Here is a 19,044-nt window from a genome sequence, read left to right on the forward strand (position 1 = left end):
GCATGACCGATCTTCCCAAACTGCATGTCGCCGTCCTGATGGGTGGCTGGGCCAATGAGCGGCCCGTAAGCCTGATGTCGGGCGAGGGCGTTGCAAAGGCGCTTGAAGGCCGCGGCCACAAGGTAACGCGGATCGACATGGACCGTTCAGTGGCGGCCCGCATTGCCGAGGCGGCGCCAGATGTCGTTTTCAATGCGCTCCACGGCGTGCCGGGCGAAGATGGCAGCGTGCAGGGCATGCTCGACCTGATGGGCGTACCCTATACGCATTCGGGCCTCGCCACATCGGTCATCGCGATCGACAAGCAGCTGACCAAGCAGGCGCTGGTCCCGCATGGCATCCCCATGCCCGGCGGGCGCATCGTGAAGAGCGTGGATGTGTTCGAGCGCGATCCGTTGCCGCGACCCTATGTCCTGAAGCCCGTCAACGAGGGAAGCTCGGTGGGCGTCGCCATCGTCACCGACGAAGGCAATTACGGCAATCCGATTGCGCGTGATGCCAAGGGCCCGTGGCAGGATTTCGACGAATTGCTCGCCGAGCCTTACATCAAGGGCCGCGAAATGACGTCGGCAGTCGTCGATTTCGAGGACGGCCCGCGCGCGCTTGCCGTGACCGAACTCAAGCCCAAGAGCGGCTTCTACGATTTCGACGCCAAATATACCGACGGCATGACCGACCATATCTGTCCTGCCGATATCCCGGAACACATCCGCGACCTTTGCCTCGAGATCGCCTTGAAGGCGCACAAGCTTCTGGGGTGCAAGGGCACCAGTCGGACCGATTTCCGCTGGGACGAGGAGCAGGGCGAGGACGGCCTTTTCGTGCTCGAGACCAACACGCAGCCGGGCATGACGCCGCTCAGCCTCGTACCCGAACAGGCCAAGCACGCCGGTATCGAATATGCAGAGCTGGTCGAGACGGTCATCGCGGCCGCGTTGCGCGACCATGCAGCCAGGAAACGGGACGCGGGGCGCGATGGCTAAGGTCAAGCGCAAACCGACAGGCGTGCGGCGCTCTGCCGCGGCGCGCAGCCGTACTCAGAAAGCGCGGGCGGCCAAGAAGCATACTTCCGGCCTGCTCGACCGCGCGATGGCCGCATTGCCGTTCACCGAAGAGCAGTGGCACAAGTTCTTCCTGTTCCTGATCGTCGCCGCCGGTCTCGGCATTGCCTGGACGGTCGCAAGCTATGCAGGCGTTCCGGACATGGCGCGCACGGAGATTGCAAAATCAGCGAGCCGTGCGGGTTTCGAAGTCGATAGGGTCCGCATTACCGGAGTGGAACGGCTGAACCGGCAGGCCGTCTACGAACGCGTGCTCGGCGAACAGGATCGCCCTATGCCGCTGGTCGAAGTCGACGAAATCCGCGATCGCCTGCTGGAACTTTCGTGGGTCAAGGATGCGCGGGTTTCGCGGCAGCTGCCCGATCTCCTGCGCATCGATATCGTCGAGCGTGAACCGCATGCCGTGGTTCGCAAGCCCGACCGGCTGATCCTTGTCGATGCGACCGGACATGAGCTCGAACCGGTCTCGAGCGAACAAGCGCAGGGAATGCTGCTTATCTCCGGCCCCGGCGCGCAGAAGCAGGTTGCGGAACTGAACCGCCTGCTCGATGCCGCACCTGCTCTCAGGCCGCAGATCGCCGGGGCGGAATGGGTCGGCAACAGGCGCTGGAACCTCACCTTCAAGTCCGACCAGCTGCTTGCCCTGCCCGAAGGCGACAAGGGACCTGCAGCGCTGGTCAAGTTTGCCGAGATGGACGGGCGCAACCGGTTGATCGGTGGCAAGGCGATCGCCATCGACATGCGTGTGCCCGACCGCGCCTATCTTCGCTGCGCCGACGGACCTTGTCCGCAGGGCATGAGCGCACAGGCGGAGGCTGAATAATGGCTACTCCCTCAAGCGCCCCGCTCCCGCGCGTCACCCGCGTCTTTGCTGCGGTGAATATCGGCTCGTTCCGTATATCCGCGATGATCATGGGGCAGGCTGAAGACGAGGAGATGATCGTCCTCGGCTCCTCGCACCGCCGGGCCGAGGGTATCAAGCGTGGCTATGTCACCGACATGCGCGCTGCGACACACGCGATCCGCAGCGCGATCGAGCTGGCGGAAGCCAATGCCAACACCAGCGTCAACGGCGTCTGGATTGCCTGTGCGGGTGCCGGCCTGACCAGCAAGATCTCCAGCGTCGAGATCGCTATCGGCGGGCGCAGGATCGATGAAGACGATGTCGAACACCTGCTGTTTGCCGCGCGCGACCATATCCAGCCCGATGGCCGCATGGTCCTGCATGCGCAGCCTGCTCACTACACGCTCGATGGCGCGCACGGCATTGCCGACCCGACCGGTCTCCATGCAGAGGCGCTCGGCGTCGATATCCATGTCACGCTGGCCGAAGGTGCGCCGGTCCGGAACCTTATCGAAGCGGTCCAGAGCGCGCATCTCGACGTCGAAGGTGTCGTCGCGAGCCCGCTTGCCGCAGCGCATGCCTGCCTGTCCTACGAAGAGCGCGATCTGGGTGTCGCACTGGTCGAGATCGGCGCGCAGGTCACCAATGTCTCGGTCCATGCGGGCGGAATGCTGCTAGGCCTGAGGTCGATCCCCGTCGGATCGAACGATATCACCGATGCCATCGCTTCCTCGCTCGGCATTCGCCGCGGTCAGGCCGAGCGGCTGAAGTGTGTCGCGGGTTCAGCCATTGCCACGCCCAGCGACCACCGCGAAATGATCCCGGTCAACGCGCCGGGCGACGAGCCGGGCGGCCAGCTTGCCCGCGGCGCGGACGAACAGAACCGTATTCCCCGCGCCGAACTGGTCTCGATCGTCACAGACCGTCTGGGGACTATGACCAGCGAGATCGGCAAGGGCTTGAAGGCGATGGGCTTTTCCGGTGCGAACGGTGGCCAGGTCGTCCTGACCGGTGGCGGCGCGGAATTGCACGGAATCGCCGAATTCATGCAAGGGGCGCTTGGCCTCCCGGTCCGCATCGGCAAGCCGCCCGCTTTGCGCGGCCTGCCCGAAGCCCATGCGACGCCCGGTTTTGCGACGCTGGCTGGCCTGTGCCTTTATGCCGTTGAAGATCCGGTAGATATCCGCTCGGTCGGACCGAGTTACCAGCCCACGCGGCGGTATTCGGGGCTCGGGCTGGTTAACAGGGTCGTGCAGGCGGTTCGCGAGTATTTCTGATATCGGCGAGAACCTGCCGAAAAGCAGGCTTGGGCATTGTGGATAAAGGCATTTAACCTTTGCATGCGAGAATCGCTTTGTGCCACAAGGCGAAGTGACAGGCTTCGGCCGAATTCTATTCCCAAAGGGACCAGTAAATGAGCATCAACATCGGACCCGCCTCAAGCGACGACATGCGCCCCAAGATCATGGTTGTGGGCGTCGGCGGTGCGGGCGGAAACGCCATCGCCAACATGATGGACTCCGAAATCGAAGGCGTGGATTTCATCGTCGCCAACACCGATGCGCAGGCTCTCGCAAGCAGTCCAGCTGAAAAGCGCATCCAACTCGGCCCCGACATCACCGGCGGTCTGGGTGCCGGTGCCCGCCCCGAAGTGGGCAAGGCTGCGGCCGAAGAAACCTTCGAAGACATCGAAGACGCGCTCGACGGCGTGAACATGTGCTTCATCGCTGCCGGCATGGGCGGCGGCACGGGCACTGGCGCTGCACCCGTGATCGCGGAAGCCGCGCGCAAGAAGGGCGTGCTGACCGTCGGTGTCGTGACCAAGCCGTTCCTGTTCGAAGGCACGCGCCGCATGCGTGCCGCTGAATCGGGTATCGACGAGCTGCAGAAGCACGTCGACACGCTGATCGTCATTCCGAACCAGAACCTGTTCCTCGTCGCCAAGTCGGACACCACCTTCAAGGAAGCCTTTGCGCTGGCCGACGAAGTCCTGCAGCAGGGCGTGCGTTCGATCACCGACCTCATGGTCATGCCGGGCCTCATCAACCTCGACTTCGCCGACGTGCGCAGCGTGATGAGCGAAATGGGCAAGGCGATGATGGGCACGGGCGAAGGCGAGGGTGACAACCGCGCTCTCGAAGCAGCCGAACGCGCTATCGCGAACCCGCTGCTCGACGGTGTCAGCATGGCCGGCGCCAAGGGCGTGATCATCTCGATCATCGGCGGCGAAGACATGAAGCTTCTCGAAGTCGACGAAGCGGCCAACCACATCCGTGAACTGGTCGACGAAGACGCCAACATCATCTGGGGTTCGGCATTCAATCCCGAGCTTGATGGCAAGATCCGCGTCTCGGTCGTTGCGACCGGTATCGAGCAGGACGGCTCGTCCGCAGTAAAGCCGACGCGCAATTTCTCCATGGCTCCGCAGCGCGCACCGCAGCGTCCGGTCCTCGACCTCCAGGAAGATGCCGGTGAAGAAGAGCCGTTTGAACTGAGCGAAGGCCTTTCCGCCGATCCCGAGCCGGAACCCGTACAGACTTACGAACCGCAGCCCGAGCCGGTTGAAGCGGCCGTTGAAGATTCCTTCGATGACGAACCGCCCTTCCGCGAAGAAGGTCTTTCGCCCGCCGGAGCCGACGACTTCGGCGATGACAGCGACGATGTCGACGGTATCGTCGATCCGCTGGCCGGCATGCGCAGCGAGGAAACCGAGCGTTTCGACAATTACGAGGACGACGGCGCGGTCCCTCCGCCTGCAGACGATAGCGGCTTCGGCGAAGCGGCCGAGCAGGAAGGCTGGACCGACGATAGTGACGGCGGCCCGCCGCCGCTCGACCTTTCCGAACCGGTCGACGAAGCCGCAGGCGATGAACTGCAGCTCGGCGCGGACCAGGTGGCAGAAGGCGAAAGCCCGCTTGCGACCAAGCCTGCACGCGGCCCTGCGGCGGGCGGTGACGCCGGTAGCGGCTTTGCCGGTGCGGCAGGTGCAGCTGGTGCCGGTGCCGGTGCAGCTGGTGCTGGTGCTGGTGCAACGGCAGGCGGTGCCGGTGGCGCGCCGGCTGGCGGTGCCCCGGGCGGTGCGGCACAAGGCAGCACGCTGTTCGAGCGTATGGCCAACCTGTCGCGCGGATCGAGCACGTCCGAAGAAGACGAGGATGACGACGACGAGGATGGCAGCGGCGCGCTGAACATCCCGCGTTTCCTCGGACGTCAGAACAACCAGTAGGTTAGCCTGAACCTTCGTGCCTGCTGGTGCGTTGGTCGAGCGATATGGCAATAAAACAAGGCAGACGCTGGGCTACGGGTGTTGCGCTGCTGGCGCTTGTCGCCGGTGCCTCACCAGCCCTCTCACAGGAAGTCGTTCAGGCGCTACCGGCACCCGGCTCGCAGGAGCTGGGTGATGCGCTCCAGCGCCTTGCGCGCAATTCGGGCGATATCGAGGCCCTGATCGATGCGGGCGATGCCGCCCTCCTGCTCGGCGATATTCCCGCGGCGATCGGTTTCTTCGGTCGTGCGGAAGATCTCGCGCCAACCAATGCCCGCGTGTCCCTTGGGCTTGCGCGCGCCTACACGCGATCGCGGCGCCCGGTGGAGGCCCTGCGCCTCTTCGCGATGGCAGAACAAGGCGGCATTCCGGTTGCGACCATGGCAGCCGATCGCGCGCTGGCCTTCGACCTCGTTGGCGATGCCGCGAGCGCGCAGGAGCTCTACCGCGTTGCGCTCGCACAAGACGACAATTCCGAAACGCGCCGTTACCTTGCGCTGAGCCAGGCAATCTCGGGCAACCGCGAAGGCTTCGAGGCGACGCTGCTGCCCTTGCTGCAGGAAGGGGACAACGCCGCCTTCAGGACGCGCGCCTTCGGTCTCGCGATCCTTGGCGATACCGAGGCTGCCGTCACCATTGCCGACGACATGATGCCGCAGCAAATGGCGGCGAGGGTCGCGCCATACCTGCGCTACATGCCGCGCCTCACGCCCGCCCAGCAGGCGGCTGCAGGATCGCTCGGCGTGTTCCCGCGCACTGCCGCGATCGGGCGCGACGATGCCTCGATCGCCGCCTATGCGACCTCTTCTGCGCCGGCCGCGCGCACGGCGGATGCGTCACTCGCGCCTGCCGGGCCCGCGCTTGGCCGCGTCAGGGCAGCACAGGAACGGCAGGGAGAGCTCCCTCCTCGTTCGAGGTCCTCGCTTACCGCTTCGGACCCGCTCGAGCGCACAAGGCCGCGGACACGGCGTGTGGAGCGCGAAGAACAGGCCCCGACGCCAGCGCCTGCGGCAGTGCCCGCACCTGCGCCTGCGCCGACACTCGCTCCGCCGCCGCCACCACCACCACCGCCTCCACCTCCGCCCCCACCAGCGCAGAGCGTGGAAGACGCATTCAGCAGCTTCGATCTCGGAGACAGCGTTTCTGCGTCTCCGCGCAGCGGTGCGGTCGATATCACCGCAATCGAGGTGCCGCGCGAGGTCGAGGCAAGGCCTGCCGCGCCGCCGCCTCCAGCTCACCCCTCACGATACTGGGTGCAGGTTGCGACGGGCCGGGACATCAACGCCCTCGGCTTCGACTGGCGGCGCATAACCCGTAACGCCGACGGCGAACTTGCGGGCAAGAGCGGCTTCACGGCCCCTTGGGGCGAAGCCAATCGCCTCCTCGCCGGGCCCTATGATAGCGCTGCAGAGGCACGCGAGGTGGTCAGTCGCCTCAAGGCCAACGGGATCGACAGTTTCCCGTTCACGAGCGCCACCGGTGAGGAGATCTTCCCGCTCGAAGGCGCACGACCTGCACCAGCGGTCGAACGCCATCCGGCCCGCCACTGGGTACAGGTGGCTACCGGCCGCGATCTCGATGCGCTCGGCTTCGACTGGCGCCGCATCGCGCGCAGCGCGCAGGGAGCGCTCGACGGCATCGGTCCGTTCACCGTCCCCTGGGGCGAGGCCAACCGCCTGCTGGCTGGCCCCTTCGAGAGCCGCGAAGAGGCGCGCGAGATGGTCAACCGGCTGAAAGAGCGCGGAATCGATACCTTCACCTTCTCCAGCGAGGATGGCGAGCGGATCGTCGAACTCGACTGATTTTCGCGCCTATCCGTAAATCGGGTCTTGTGCACAGGGTTTGCACAAGCCGCTTTCGTTCTCCCCAAGAGCCTTGCCCGGACCGATTGCCAATCGGCCCGCCGCTTCGGCACATGGTTTCCATGAGCCTGAGAAACCTCACCTGATGCGCGCCGTGGAAGCCAGATTCGAAACCGAGGACGACGCTGCCCCGCTTGAAATGCTTGTCGCGCTGTTCGAGGCACGCGGCTGGCCTTGCGAGGCGAGTGCGGAAGAAATCAGCGGCGAGATCCAGGGCAGCTGGGCCAAGTACCAGCTGCGCGCGATCTGGCGCGGCGAGGATCGTGTCCTGCAGCTGCTCTGCCTGCCCGACATCCGCATTGCGACAGAGAAAAAGGCTGCCGCGCAGGAGCTGGTGGCGCTGGCGAACGAGCAGATGTGGCTCGGCCATTTCGATATCTGGTCCAATGGCAATGTCCTGCTCTACCGCAATGGTACCCTGCTCGGGAATGACGGTTTGCTGAGCCTCGACCAGGCGCAATCTCTGGTCGAGATCGCGGTCGAGGAATGCGATCGCTTCTATCCGGCATTCCAGTTCGTCCTGTGGGGCGACAAGGAACCGCGCGAGGCGCTCAAAGCGGCCATGGTGGACGCCGCTGGCGAGGCTTGAAGCCCGCCGCCGTCGCTCTACAAGCGCCTTCCATGAATATTCTGGTTTACGGTTACGGCACCATGGCCGGGGCGATGGTCGAGGGCTGGCTGCGTGCCGGCATGGATCCTGCGCGCATCACCGCATACAACCCGCGACCCAAGCTGGTCGCCGAGGGTGTGACCCTTGTAACCGAGGTCCCCGACACGGCTTTCGATGTGGTGGTGTTGGGCTTCAAGCCCCATATGCTCGCCGATATCGCGCCGGAAATGGCCGAGGTGACGCGCGGAGCGATCGTCCTGTCGATCCTCGCGGGCGCCGAACTGGCGACGCTGGAAGAACGACTGCCCACGGCGCGGGGCTGGGTGCGGTTCATGCCGAACCTCGCCGTCGCTCTGGGAAAGTCCCCTAATGCTCTTGTGGAGCGCGGATTGACCGAGGCCGATCGCACGGCGGTGACCGAGCTGGCGCGCCAGCTGGGCAGCGCGGAATGGCTAGCCGACGAAAGCCAGTTCGAGCTGGTGACCGCGCTGGCAGGATCGGGTCCGGGCTTTGTCTACCGATTCATCGATGCGCTTTCCGAGGCTGCGAGCGATCTTGGCCTCCAGCGCGACCAGGCACAGCGGCTGGCCGTCCAGATGGTGGAGGGCGCATCGGCCCTGGCAGCGGCTTCCGAGCATTCCCCGCACGAACTGGCGCGCCGTGTCGCGAGCCCGGGCGGGATGACCCAGAAAGGGCTGGATGTGCTCGACGAGAATGCAGCCTTGCGCCAATTGATGACCGCATGCCTTGCTGCGGCACGCGATCGCGGCCTTGAGATGGGCCGGGAAGCACGCAAATCCGCCGAAGAAGACGGTTAAACCGCGTTAGCCACATGCGTTCCGGTTTCGCTTGAAATTACCGGTGTAAAACACGATATTGTCAGCAGAAGCAGGGTCGCGACCGCTCCCTGCGCTAGGGAGAATTGTAAATGGCCGATTGGAACGACACCGACCGCAGCCAGCACGCTACGTCCGTGCCGCGTGCGGGCGACGCCGTTGCGCGTGGCACCACCTTCGATGCTGGCCTGCGCCAGCACATGCTTTCGATCTACAACATGATGGCTTCGGGCGTGCTGCTTACGGGCATCGTCTCGCTGCTTTTCGTGAACACCGCTCTGTTCGACGCGGCCTTCACCATCGTGCAGACGCCCTACGGTCGTTCGCTGCAGGTGACCGGCCTCGGATGGGTGATCAAGCTGGCACCGCTCGCCTTCATCCTCGTCCTGTCGTTCGGCGGGATTCAGCGCTTCAGCAAGACCACGCTCCAGGCGATGTTCTGGGGCTTTGCGGTCCTGATGGGCCTGTCGCTTTCGACGATCTTCGCGGTCTACACCGGTGAATCGGTCGCCGCCGCGTTCTTCTCGGCAGCCGCCGCTTTCGCAGGCCTGAGCCTGTTCGGTTACACGACCAAGAAGAACCTGTCGGGCTGGGGCAGCTTCCTGATGATGGGCCTGATCGGCATCATCGTCGCCATGCTGCTGAATGCTTTCGTGTTCCAGTCGGGCGCGATGGGTCTGGTCATCAACATCCTCGGCGTGCTGATCTTCGCAGGCTTCACGGCCTACGATACGCAGCGACTGAAGGAAGAGTATGCCTATCTCCGCGGCACCGAGTTCGCGGGCAAGGCTGTCGTGATGGGCGCGCTGAGCCTCTATCTCGACTTCATCAACCTGTTCCTCTTCCTGCTACAGTTCCTCGGCAGCCGCGAGTAATCGCAACCGCCTGACGCAGCTAAGAGTCGCTTGAACGTGCCCGGGGCGGAAGTTTCGCCTCGGGCATTTTCTTTGCCTCCACAAGGCGCTAGGGTTCGGTCAGCTTCATCCCCCGTCAATGCGTGATGGGAGAAGATGAATTGATATCGCTCCAGGAGGGTCAGCGCACCGTGAGCCGAAATGCCACTCAATCTATCCGCGTCGCGGCAATCGCCGCGGCTTTAGCTGCACTCGCAGCCTGTGCTCCGCCTCCGCCGCCCCCGCCGCCACCTCCGCCGCCGCCTCCGCCGCCTCCGGCCGTAGTCATTCCGCCGCGTCCGACACCGCCGAGCGGTGCGACCTCCAGCATGACGATCCCGATGGTTGCCGCTTCCGGTGTGCGCCAGACGGTGAATGCGAACCTCACGCCTGCACAGACCACCTGGAACCTGCGCAGCGCGCTGAACGTCGCAGCACTCAATTGCCAAGGGCCCGAATATGCATCGCTGGTGGATAATTATTCCGCCAAGCTGCGCATCCATGCACGCGAGCTGTCGGCGACCAATCGCGCGTTGCAGGCCGAATTCCGCCAGCGCTACGGTGCGACTTTTCGCGACGTGCAGGATTCCTACATGACGCAGGTCTACAACTACTTCGCGCTCCCGCCTGCGAAGAAGCAGTTCTGCGATGTTTCAAATGCTATCGCTGCCGAAGTGGTCGGTGTCGCACCCGGCGACCTTGAAGTCTTCGCAGCGACCGCTCTGCCCCGTATCGAGGCTGTGTTCGAGGATTTCTTTCGTGCCTACGAAAAGTACCGGATCGACCTGAGCGCGTGGGACTCCCAATACGGGCCGCCCACCGTCTCGACGACGGTGCAGGGCTATACCAACCCGCTCGATCCTTCGGTCGAGGTCGCACCCGGGGAAACCCTGGTCGGCACCATGCCCGCCACGGCACCCGTAAGCGCCGCTGGCGAGCCGCAGGCGCCCGTCGATATCCCGCCCGCGACCGAACAGACTCCGGTAGTGGTCGCAACCGACGAAGTGGATGCCGATGGTAACCCTGTCGTGGCTCTGCCTACCGAGGGTCCGATCTTCCAGTCGGGTGAGGTGGTCCAGGGCCAGCAGGCGACAGACGACACGCCCGATCCGCAGAGCTGATCCGTATCAAGGCTAACGAGGGCGGCTGGAGCGATCCGGCCGCCCTTCGCGTGTCAGATGGGCGCGTAATCCGGGAAATTGCCGGCGCAGGCTGTCAGCATGGCGCGGGTCGCATCGACATCGGCCGCCTGGATACCTGCGGGGAGGGGCTGGAGCTTCTCGCGCGGAGGGAAAGCGCCGTAACCTGCGAAAAGGCACAGCCAGCTCATCGGCGAATAGGCCGGGTTCTCGCCATTCGTGGCGCGATTGGTCTCGGCCATGTCCTTGTGCGTGAACCAGCCCGTCATCATGGCCTTCAAGCCATCGGGAAGGACATCGTTTGCCGCGTTCTCGCGCCAATAGTCGGTGTCTGAGCGCCGGTTCATCCGGTAATGCGCCACGATGTAGTCGCGGATCCCGTCGTAGCGTGAGGCGATGCGCTTGTTGAAAATGTCGCGGTGCTGCGCGCTGAAACCGCCGCTCTCGTAAGCCTTGGCGAAATCGAGTGCGGTGTAGATCACGATATGCAGTGCGGTCGCCTCGAGCGGTTCGATGAAGCCTTGAGACAGCCCTGCGGCGAGGCAGTTGCGGGTCCAGCTGGTCTCGACGCGGCCCACCTTCATGCTCAGGAACCGCGCCTCGGTATCGTCTCCCACGGTGCCTACGGCCTCGCGCAGTTCCGCCTCGGCTTCCTCGTCGGAGATATGGCGCGAGGAATAGACGTAACCGTTGCCGACCCGCGTGGTCAGCGGGATCGACCAGCGCCAGCCTGCCTTCATGGCGATGGCATCGGTCTGCGGGCGCGGCGTCGCGCGATGCGGTGTCGGCATGACTACGGCGCGGTCGTTGAACAGGTTATCGCCGAAGGAAAGGAATTTGGCGCCGAGCTTCTGCTGCGCGAGCACCGATGCGAAGCCGGAACAGTCGACGAAGAAATCCCCCTCGATCCGCTCGCCGCCTTCGCACAGCAGGGCAGCGATATCTCCGTCGCCATTCAGTTCGACATCATCGACCTTCACCGGACGATGTTCGACCCCGCGCGCCGTCGCCCATTCGCGCAGGAAACCGCCCAGCTTGTGCGCGTCGAAATGATAGCCGTAGCTCGGACCGAAGGGGAATGTATCGCTCGGCTGCGGCGCCTTGCAGGCATCGGCCAAGGTGCTCGCGAGGAACCAGTCGTCGGGATGGGCTGGCACATCGATCCCGCGCCGGCGCAGCGCACAATTATGCGCGAAACCGGGTTCGCTATGCAGGTCGATCGGACCGGGGAAGGGATGGAAATAGCTCTCGTAACCTTCGACCTCGCTCCACCCGGAAAACCGGATGCCAAGCTTGTATGTCGCATCGCAGGCCGCCATCCAATCGCTCTCCTCGATGCCGAGGTGATCGAAGAACGCCTTGAGCTGGGGTGTCGAACCTTCGCCGACGCCGATGATACCGATCGCCGGGCTTTCGACGACCGTTACCTTTCCGCCGCGATGGCCCCATTCCTTGTGCAGCAGGCAGGCAGTAATCCACCCGGCGCTTCCGCCACCCAGGACGACGACATGGGGCGGGGCTCGCTCGCTCACCCCTGCGGCACGAATTCGATCGCGAAACCGCCGGCAGGTGCAATGCGCAGGTCGAGCGTCTGGTCCGATGTCACGCTGCGGGTTTCGACTTCCATGGCATGGCGGTCTTCGCCCTGGCCGTCGGCAGTCGCGCCGTCACGCCAGATTGTGGCCGCATAGCTCTTGCCCGGATCGAGGAAGGACAGCGGAACGCTGACATTGCGCTCCGCCTCGTCGGTGACGGCACCCACGTACCAGTTCAGCGTATTGCGATCGCGGCGGGCAATGACGGCGAATTCGCCCACTGCCCCGTCGACCAGCATGCTTTCCGCCCAGTCGGCCGGCACGCGCTTCACGAAGTCGAGCGCGCGCGGATATTTGACCAGGTTTTCGGGCAGGTCTGCGACCATCTGGATCGGCGAATAGATCGTCACATAGAACGCGAGCTGTCGCGCGAGCGTGCTCGGCAGGTCGGGCGCGGTCGCACCGCGTCCCTCGAGCGAGAAGACACCCGGCGTATAGTCCATCGGGCCAGCAAGCAGGCGCGTGAAGATGAGTTCGGGAACGTGGCCCGGATCGTTCTTGGGTTCCGCCCAGGCATCGTATTCCGCACCGCGGGCGCCCTCGCGGCTGACCCAATTGGGATAGGTGCGCCTGAGGCCGGTATCCTTGATCGGCTCGTGCGGGTTCATCGCGATCTGGTGCTCGGCCGCTTCTTTCACGACCTTGAGGTGGTGGCGGACCATTTCCTGCCCGTCGTGCCAGACGAAAGTCTCGCCCCAGCCGCCTTCGCCCGCAGGTGCGATCACACCGCCCGCGTCGGCAACATATCCGCTCTTCACCGCGTCGATGCCAAGGTCCTGGTAGAAGGCCATCGCATCTTCGAGCTGTTCCTCGTAGACCTTGATGTTGCCGCCGGTTTCGTGGTGGCCGATGATCTTGACGCCCTTTTCCTCGGCGTAGCGGGCCACTTCGGCGATATCGAAATCGGGATAGGCTTCGGTGAAGCTGAACTCGCGGCCATTGCCGAACCAATTGCCGTCCCAGCCCTTGTTCCAGCCTTCGATCAGGACGCCGCGAAAACCGTGTTCTGCGGCGAAATCGATGTATTTCTTCGCGTTTTCGGTGGTGGCGCCGTGCTTCTCGCCGCTCGCCCAGCTCTCTTTATCGAGATGCATTCCCCACCAGATGCCGATGTATTTGTGTGGGGTGAACCAGCTGACATCGCCCAGCTTGTTGGGCTCGTTCAGGTTGAGGATGAGGTCGCTCTCGAACAGCCCCTTGGGGTTCGAGCTGATCTGAATCGTGCGCCACGGTGTGGTGAAGGCACCTTCGCGCACCACCTTGGCGCCGCGCGGGCTTGGGGCCAGCTGCGCACGCAGCCGCGTGCCATTGATCCGCTTCAGCCACATGCCCGAATAATCGACCAGCGCCGCTTCATGGAAAGAAAGGTGCGTGCCGTTCTGCAACACCATGGTGACCGGCGTGTGGACCGTCGACAGCGCGCTGATCGGCGTCTTTTCATAGAGATATTCGTAGCGGTTCCAGTCGCCTGCCGGGATCGACCACGCGGTACCGTCGCTGGCGATGTTGAACTCGGTCAACTCGTCGGCGATGTTGTAGAAACGCTGCTGCGGATTGTCGGGAAACTCGGTGCGGAAACCGATCCCGTCGTCGAAGACGCGCAGGCGAACGGTAATTTCGCGGGCAGCCTCGTCCTTCTGGCGGAAAGTGAGGGCCAGCTCGTTATGGCTGTCGATCACCCACTGCTGTTCACCCCAGGGCTGTTCCCAGGTTCTGCTGTGCGCCTGTTCGCGGAAGGCCACGACTTCGAAATTGCGGCGCATCGGGTCGGCATCGGTGAAATTGAAGCCGATGTTCGACTTGGCGATGATCGGCACGCCGTCGCGGGTGACTTCGTAATAGGGGATGCCTTCGCCATCGGCATCGAGCGTCACCTTTATGCGGCCGTCGGGCGAGGCCACCGTTTCCGCCTGCGCGGCGGACAGCGGGAGGAGGGCAGCACCAAGAAGCAGAGCAAGGCGGTTCATTCGGAAATCTCCGTTATGATTGCCGCAAAAGCCGGCAATTCGCTTTGGCTCGCGCCATTGATAGCCATCAGCACTTCGCCTTGGCAATGCTCTGTCGCCAGAGTTTCCTTGCCGAGATTGAAGCGGCACTCGACGCGCTGGCCTCCGGCCTCGCGGGTCAGGACGAGCAGGTCGCCGTCGTGCCGGCAAGTTGTGACCGCGCCGTGGCGAAGCGCCGGATTGTCCTTGCGTAGCGAGATTGCCGAACGTGTGAAGGACAGGAGCGAATCCTTGTCTCGCAGCTGCAGTTCGACCGGGCGCGAGCGGTTGTCATCGCCCACCGGTAGCCACGGTTCCTTGCTGCCGAAACCTGCGCATCCAGACTGGTCCCACGGCATCGGGGTGCGAGCACCGTCACGGCTGAGCGTCAGCGGCCAGTTGGCGATGGCTTCGGGATCGTGGAGCTGGTCGAAGGGAATATCGACCTGCGTCAGGCCCAGTTCCTCGCCGTAATAGAAGATCGCGTTTCCGCGCAGGCTGACCAGCAGCAGCGTCTTGAGGCGGGCGAAATCCTCGCGGTCGTCGGGCTCGCACCAGCGGCTTAGGGCCCGCGGGGCATCGTGGTTCTCGAAAGCCCAGCTCGGCCATCCGATGTCCAATTCGTCGGGCCATTCGGCGAGCGAAGCGCAGACTAGCTGCGCGGTGAGCGCCTCGGCGTAGAGGAAGTTGAAGCTGTAGGCCGAATTGAGGTGGTCTTCGCCGGCGGTGAACAGGCGCATCTCGCGCATGGCGTCATCGCCGCCGACTTCGGCGACGGTGAAGATGTCGTCGTATTCATCGGTCAGCGCGCGGATACGCTCGATGAAGGCGGGAATGTCCGCATGGCCCTGGTTGAACTTCTTGACCTGGAAATCGAAGGGCCGCGTGCGCTGCTTGTCGCTAGCCGGGGCAGGCGGGTTATCGCGCAGCTCCGGATCATGCATGGCGAAATTGAGCGCATCGATGCGGAAGCCGTCGACACCCCGCTCCAGCCAGAACCGCATCACGCCCAGCACAGCATCCTGCACTTTCGGGTTGTGGAGGTTCATCTGCGGCTGCGAATTGAGAAAGTTGTGCATGTAATACTGGCCGCGGCGCGCATCCCACGTCCACGCGGGACCGCCAAACACCGATTGCCAGTTCGACGGTGGCGAGCCGTCGGGTTTCGCATCTGCCCAGACAAACCAGTCGGCCTTGGGGTTTTCCCTGCTCGAGCGGCTTTCCTCGAACCAGGGGTGTTCGTCGGAGGTGTGCGAATAGACCTGGTCGATCAGGACCTTGAGGCCCAGTTCGTGCGCGCGGGCGACGAGATCGTCGAAGTCCGACAGGTCGCCGAAGATCGGATCGACTTCGCAATAGTCGGAGACATCGTAGCCGAAGTCCTTCATCGGCGACTTGAAGAAGGGACTGATCCAGATGGCGTCTATCCCGAGGTCCGCCACATGCGGCAGCTTCTCGGTGATGCCCGGAAGGTCGCCGATCCCGTCTCCGTTGGAATCGCGGAAGCTGCGCGGATAGATCTGGTAGATCGTCGCGCCCTTCCACCAGGGCAGCGGGCCGGATGTGTCGGTAGGGCTCATTCCTCGCGCTCCGACACGCGGCACACGGCCCAGCCGAACGCAGGGAGGGAGAAGGCGGCGCTTCCGGGCGCGGTCGGCGCGCTGGGGCAGGAACCGGCCAGCGTTTCGAAGGCACGCGCATCGTAGCCCAAGGTCACATTGGCGCTTTGGGGCTCGTCGCTCGTGTTGAAAACCAGCAGGTACTCGCGCCCGTCCTCGGGGTCGAAGCGGCTGGCGGCGAAGATACCCGCTTCCTGCCCGTAATGCCGGACCTGCTGCCGCCCGCGGGCAAGGGCCGGGTGGCTGCGGCGCAGGTGTGCGAATTCGGCGATCAGTTCGTAGAGCGGATGGCCGGTGTCGAAATTTTCTTCCGCCGTCGTAGCATCGGTGCCGATCAGGAGGTTGTCGTTGTAGCTATCGGTGAGGCTGGGGAACATGTCCTCGCGCGCGGCCTGATCGTTGCCGTCGCCGACGAAGCCCTGTTCGTCGCCGTAATAAATCACCGGCGAACCGCGCAGGGTCAGCATCATGGCATGGCCCAGCTTCACCCGGGCGAGCAACTCGTCCTGCGTGATCTCGGGCATGTCCGACTTAACAAGCGTAGAGAAGCGCCCCATGTCGTGATTGCCGAGGAAGGTGGGCAGGGTAAGCGCGGTATCTTCGCCGCCTTCGTAGAGGACGTCACCTTCGAAAAGCGTGCTCAGGACATGCGTTCCTTCGCCTCGGCCAAGGACTTCGCGCATGGCTGCGGCAAAGGCGAAATCCAGTACGGCGGGCAATTTGTCGCGGCGGGTGTACTCGGCGAAATAGCCAGCCGTCGGAATTTCCGAAGCGACTTCGCCGAACATGTGGAAGTTGGGAATACCCGCCTCTTCGGAGCATTTTTCCAGAGCGGGAACGAAGGTTTGCCAGAAACCTGGATCGACATGGCGAGCGGTATCGATGCGAAAGCCGTCGATGCCGGCGTCCTGCACCCAACCGCAATAGATGTCGATCATGCCCTGCCGCACCCTTGGGTGCTCTGTGAACAGATCGTCCAGGCCCACGAAATCGCCCTGCCGGCTGCTTTCGCCCGCAAAAGTCGTATCGCCGCGATTGTGATAATAGATGGGATCGTTGAGCCACGAAGGCACTTTCACGTCGCGCTCCGCCTCCGGGATGTAAGGCGTGTACGCGTAGGACGGATCGACGAGACGGGAGAAGTTTTCCTCGCTCGAATCTTCGTGTCCCGAAAAGCCTTCGTTGATCGGCTGGCCATCCAGCCCGCCACGGCGCGAATAAGGGAAGTCGGCCAGGCTGCGATAGGCGTATTCGGTTGCATCGCCCTCAGCGTAGCGGATCACGTCGGCGGTGTGGTTTGTGATGATGTCCATATAGACTTTCATCCCGCGCGCATGGGCGGCATCGACGAACGCCTTGAATTCCTCGCGGCTGCCGAAGTGGCTGTCGGGGCGGGTGAAATCGGTGACCCAATATCCGTGATAGCCTGCGGATTCCTGCCCCGGACCGCCTTGCACCGGCTTGTTCTGGAAGATCGGTGCAAACCAGATCGCCGTGATGCCAAGGCCTTCGAGATAGTCGAGGCGCTGGGTCAGGCCGGCAAGGTCGCCGCCGTGGAAGAAGCCCTTGTGGGTCGGATCGAAGCCGTGATCGAGCGGGCCGCCGGTAAATTCGCCGAGGTCGTTCGACGTGTCGCCATTCTCGAAGCGGTCGGGAAGTACGAAATAGACGATCTCCTCCGAAGGCGCGCGATCGCGGAAGGAGGTCTCGCCAGCAGTCTCTTCGGGCGCGGGCGTTTGCGCGTGGGCGCAGGCTGCGGTCGCAAGGGCCAGCAGGGGTAGAGCAGTACGGAATTTCATGCGACACTCTCCTTCGCGCGCACCTGCGACACCAGCTTCCCGAGCACTTCGACGTGCAGCGGCATGGCGTTCGCGGCGCGAACCATCTGTTCTTCTGTATTGGCGAGCAGGCCGACCAGCTCGTTTTGCGGCAGGGCATCGGCGAGCGGGTTGTAGCCTTGGGTCTCGACGCCCTGTCCCGCGAGCACCTGGAACCACGCCACTTCGGTGAACAGCTCTTCGTGCTCACGGTGGATGTGTCCGTTCGCGCGCCATTGCTCCAGCTTGTCGGTCAATGTGCCGGGCAATTCGAGCGCGCGCATGGCGTTCCAGAAAGGCTGTCCCTCACGGCCATTAGCCCAGTAATGCAGCACAAGGAAATCGCGGATACGCGTCCACTCGAAGTCTGCTTGCGCGTTGAAATGGTCGACCAGCGCAGGGGCGGGGCGGCCTTCGCTCAGCAGGTTCAGCAGCCGCGCGAGCGCGCTCTGTACGAGATGGATGCTGGTCGATTCCAGCGGCTCCATGAAGCCTGCGGCAAGGCCCAGTGCGAGGCAGTTGCCGACCCATTGGCGGCGGCGCTTGCCGGTGGTGAAGGTGAGGACGCGCGGGCTTCCATCAGCATCACCATCGAGATTGGCGAGCAGCGTAATGGTTGCTTCGTCCTCGGACAGATGCGCGCTGGAAAAAACGTAGCCATTGCCGATCCGGTGCTGGAGCGGGATGCGCCACTGCCAGCCAGCCTCGCGGGCGATCGAACGGGTATAGGGCGTGAAATCGCCGCCGCCGCTGCAGGGCACGGCAACCGCGCGGTCACAGGGCAGGACATCCGACCAGTCTTCGAATCCCGCTTCCATCGCGCCTTCGATCAGCAGGGCACGGAAACCGGTGCAATCGATGAAGAAATCGGCTTCGATGCGGCGCTCGCCGTCGAGTGCCAATGCGGCAATGTCACCACTCTCGGAATCGCGCTCGACGCTTTGGATCAGGCCCTCGGTCCGGGTAACGCCGCGTCCCTCGGCCATGCGGCGCAGATAGGCCGCATAGAGACCCGCATCGAAGTGATAGGCATAGGGAAGTTCTGGGCCGCCCGGTCCGGGCATGCGCAGGGCGCGGGCCGCGATCTCGTTGAGCGAATAATGATCGAGCGTTCGTGCGTGGCCGAGCTTCTTTGCTCTGAGCCAGTGCTGGTGGAAGGGCAGCACTCCTGCAGCGCGGCCGACCTGGCCGAAGGCATGCATGTATGTATGTCCGTCACCCATCCAGCCATCGAAGGCGATGCCCAGCTTGAAGCTGCCCTTGGTCTCGCGGAGGAACTCGCCCTCGTCGATGCCAAGCGCCTGGTTGAAATGGCGGATCTGGGGGATGGTCGCTTCACCGACACCCACGGTGCCGATGGTTTCGCTCTCGACCAGTTCGATTTCGAAATGAGCCGGAGCAAAGCGTGCGAGCAGGGCGGCTGCCATCCATCCTGCGGTTCCACCGCCTGCAATGGCTATTCGGAAGGGTTTCTGCTCGCTCACAATGGTCACCTCACCGCGTCAGGAGCGGTCCGGT

14 protein-coding genes are annotated in these 19,044 nt (G+C 63.8%); 9 read left to right on the forward strand and 5 right to left on the reverse strand.

Annotation, left to right across the window (positions count from 1 at the left end; translation table 11 throughout):
- The first annotated feature begins 2 nt into the window (after positions 1–2).
- The 9 genes from K3136_RS12255 to K3136_RS12295 all read left to right on the forward strand — a co-directional run bounded on the left by K3136_RS12255 (position 3) and on the right by K3136_RS12295 (position 10,492).
- Positions 3–983, forward strand: coding sequence for a D-alanine--D-alanine ligase (locus K3136_RS12255; RefSeq protein ID WP_221430585.1), 981 nt, complete (start codon positions 3–5; stop codon positions 981–983).
- Positions 976–1,884 (forward strand): cell division protein FtsQ/DivIB, encoded by a 909-nt coding sequence (locus K3136_RS12260; RefSeq protein WP_221430586.1) that lies wholly within the window; start codon positions 976–978, stop codon positions 1,882–1,884. The genes K3136_RS12255 and K3136_RS12260 overlap by 8 nt, the downstream gene beginning before the upstream one ends.
- Positions 1,884–3,182 (forward strand): cell division protein FtsA, encoded by a 1,299-nt coding sequence (gene ftsA / locus K3136_RS12265; RefSeq protein ID WP_221430587.1) that lies wholly within the window; start codon positions 1,884–1,886, stop codon positions 3,180–3,182. The genes K3136_RS12260 and ftsA overlap by 1 nt, the downstream gene beginning before the upstream one ends.
- A gap of 137 nt (positions 3,183–3,319) precedes the next feature.
- Positions 3,320–5,131 carry a cell division protein FtsZ gene (gene ftsZ, locus K3136_RS12270; protein ID WP_221430588.1) on the forward strand — a complete coding sequence of 604 codons (1,812 nt, stop codon included), beginning with the start codon at positions 3,320–3,322 and terminating at the stop codon, positions 5,129–5,131.
- Positions 5,132–5,175: 44 nt separating this feature from the next.
- Entirely contained in the window at positions 5,176–6,972 is a 1,797-nt protein-coding gene (locus K3136_RS12275) for an SPOR domain-containing protein (RefSeq protein WP_221430589.1), read from the forward strand.
- Between the two features lie 145 nt (positions 6,973–7,117).
- Complete coding sequence (locus K3136_RS12280; RefSeq protein ID WP_221432317.1) at positions 7,118–7,621, forward strand: type III secretion system chaperone family protein; 504 nt, start codon at positions 7,118–7,120, stop codon at positions 7,619–7,621.
- A gap of 32 nt (positions 7,622–7,653) precedes the next feature.
- Positions 7,654–8,460: a pyrroline-5-carboxylate reductase family protein gene (locus tag K3136_RS12285; RefSeq protein WP_221430590.1), complete on the forward strand. Its 807-nt coding sequence runs from the start codon at positions 7,654–7,656 to the stop codon at positions 8,458–8,460.
- Between the two features lie 110 nt (positions 8,461–8,570).
- On the forward strand, positions 8,571–9,353 hold the full coding sequence (locus K3136_RS12290) for a Bax inhibitor-1/YccA family protein (RefSeq protein ID WP_221430591.1): 783 nt from the start codon (positions 8,571–8,573) through the stop codon (positions 9,351–9,353).
- Between the two features lie 347 nt (positions 9,354–9,700).
- On the forward strand, positions 9,701–10,492 hold the full coding sequence (locus K3136_RS12295) for a hypothetical protein (RefSeq protein WP_221430592.1): 792 nt from the start codon (positions 9,701–9,703) through the stop codon (positions 10,490–10,492).
- 53 nt (positions 10,493–10,545) lie between these two features.
- Here K3136_RS12295 and K3136_RS12300 read toward each other — a convergent pair whose 3' ends face one another.
- From K3136_RS12300 to K3136_RS12320, 5 genes are read right to left on the reverse strand one after another with little or no spacing between them, the layout of a single operon-like run.
- Positions 10,546–12,042 (reverse strand): tryptophan halogenase family protein, encoded by a 1,497-nt coding sequence (locus K3136_RS12300; protein ID WP_221430593.1) that lies wholly within the window; start codon positions 12,040–12,042, stop codon positions 10,546–10,548.
- The gene (locus tag K3136_RS12305) at positions 12,039–14,072 is read right to left on the reverse strand and encodes a glycoside hydrolase family 97 protein (protein ID WP_221430594.1); all 2,034 of its coding nucleotides are present in this window, start codon (positions 14,070–14,072) and stop codon (positions 12,039–12,041) included. Before K3136_RS12305 ends, K3136_RS12300 begins: the two co-directional genes overlap by 4 nt.
- Complete coding sequence (locus K3136_RS12310) at positions 14,069–15,670, reverse strand: alpha-amylase family glycosyl hydrolase (RefSeq protein WP_221430595.1); 1,602 nt, start codon at positions 15,668–15,670, stop codon at positions 14,069–14,071. The genes K3136_RS12305 and K3136_RS12310 overlap by 4 nt, the downstream gene beginning before the upstream one ends.
- Positions 15,667–17,508, reverse strand: coding sequence for an alpha-amylase family glycosyl hydrolase (locus tag K3136_RS12315; RefSeq protein WP_221430596.1), 1,842 nt, complete (start codon positions 17,506–17,508; stop codon positions 15,667–15,669). Before K3136_RS12315 ends, K3136_RS12310 begins: the two co-directional genes overlap by 4 nt.
- A complete protein-coding gene (locus K3136_RS12320; protein ID WP_282100072.1) occupies positions 17,505–19,013 on the reverse strand; it encodes a tryptophan halogenase family protein in 1,509 nt (502 codons plus the stop codon). Before K3136_RS12320 ends, K3136_RS12315 begins: the two co-directional genes overlap by 4 nt.
- Positions 19,014–19,044 lie beyond the last annotated feature (31 nt).

The sequence above is a fragment of the Qipengyuania gelatinilytica genome, from assembly GCF_019711315.1.
In the GTDB taxonomy this organism is placed as follows: Bacteria; Pseudomonadota; Alphaproteobacteria; order Sphingomonadales; family Sphingomonadaceae; genus Qipengyuania; species Qipengyuania gelatinilytica.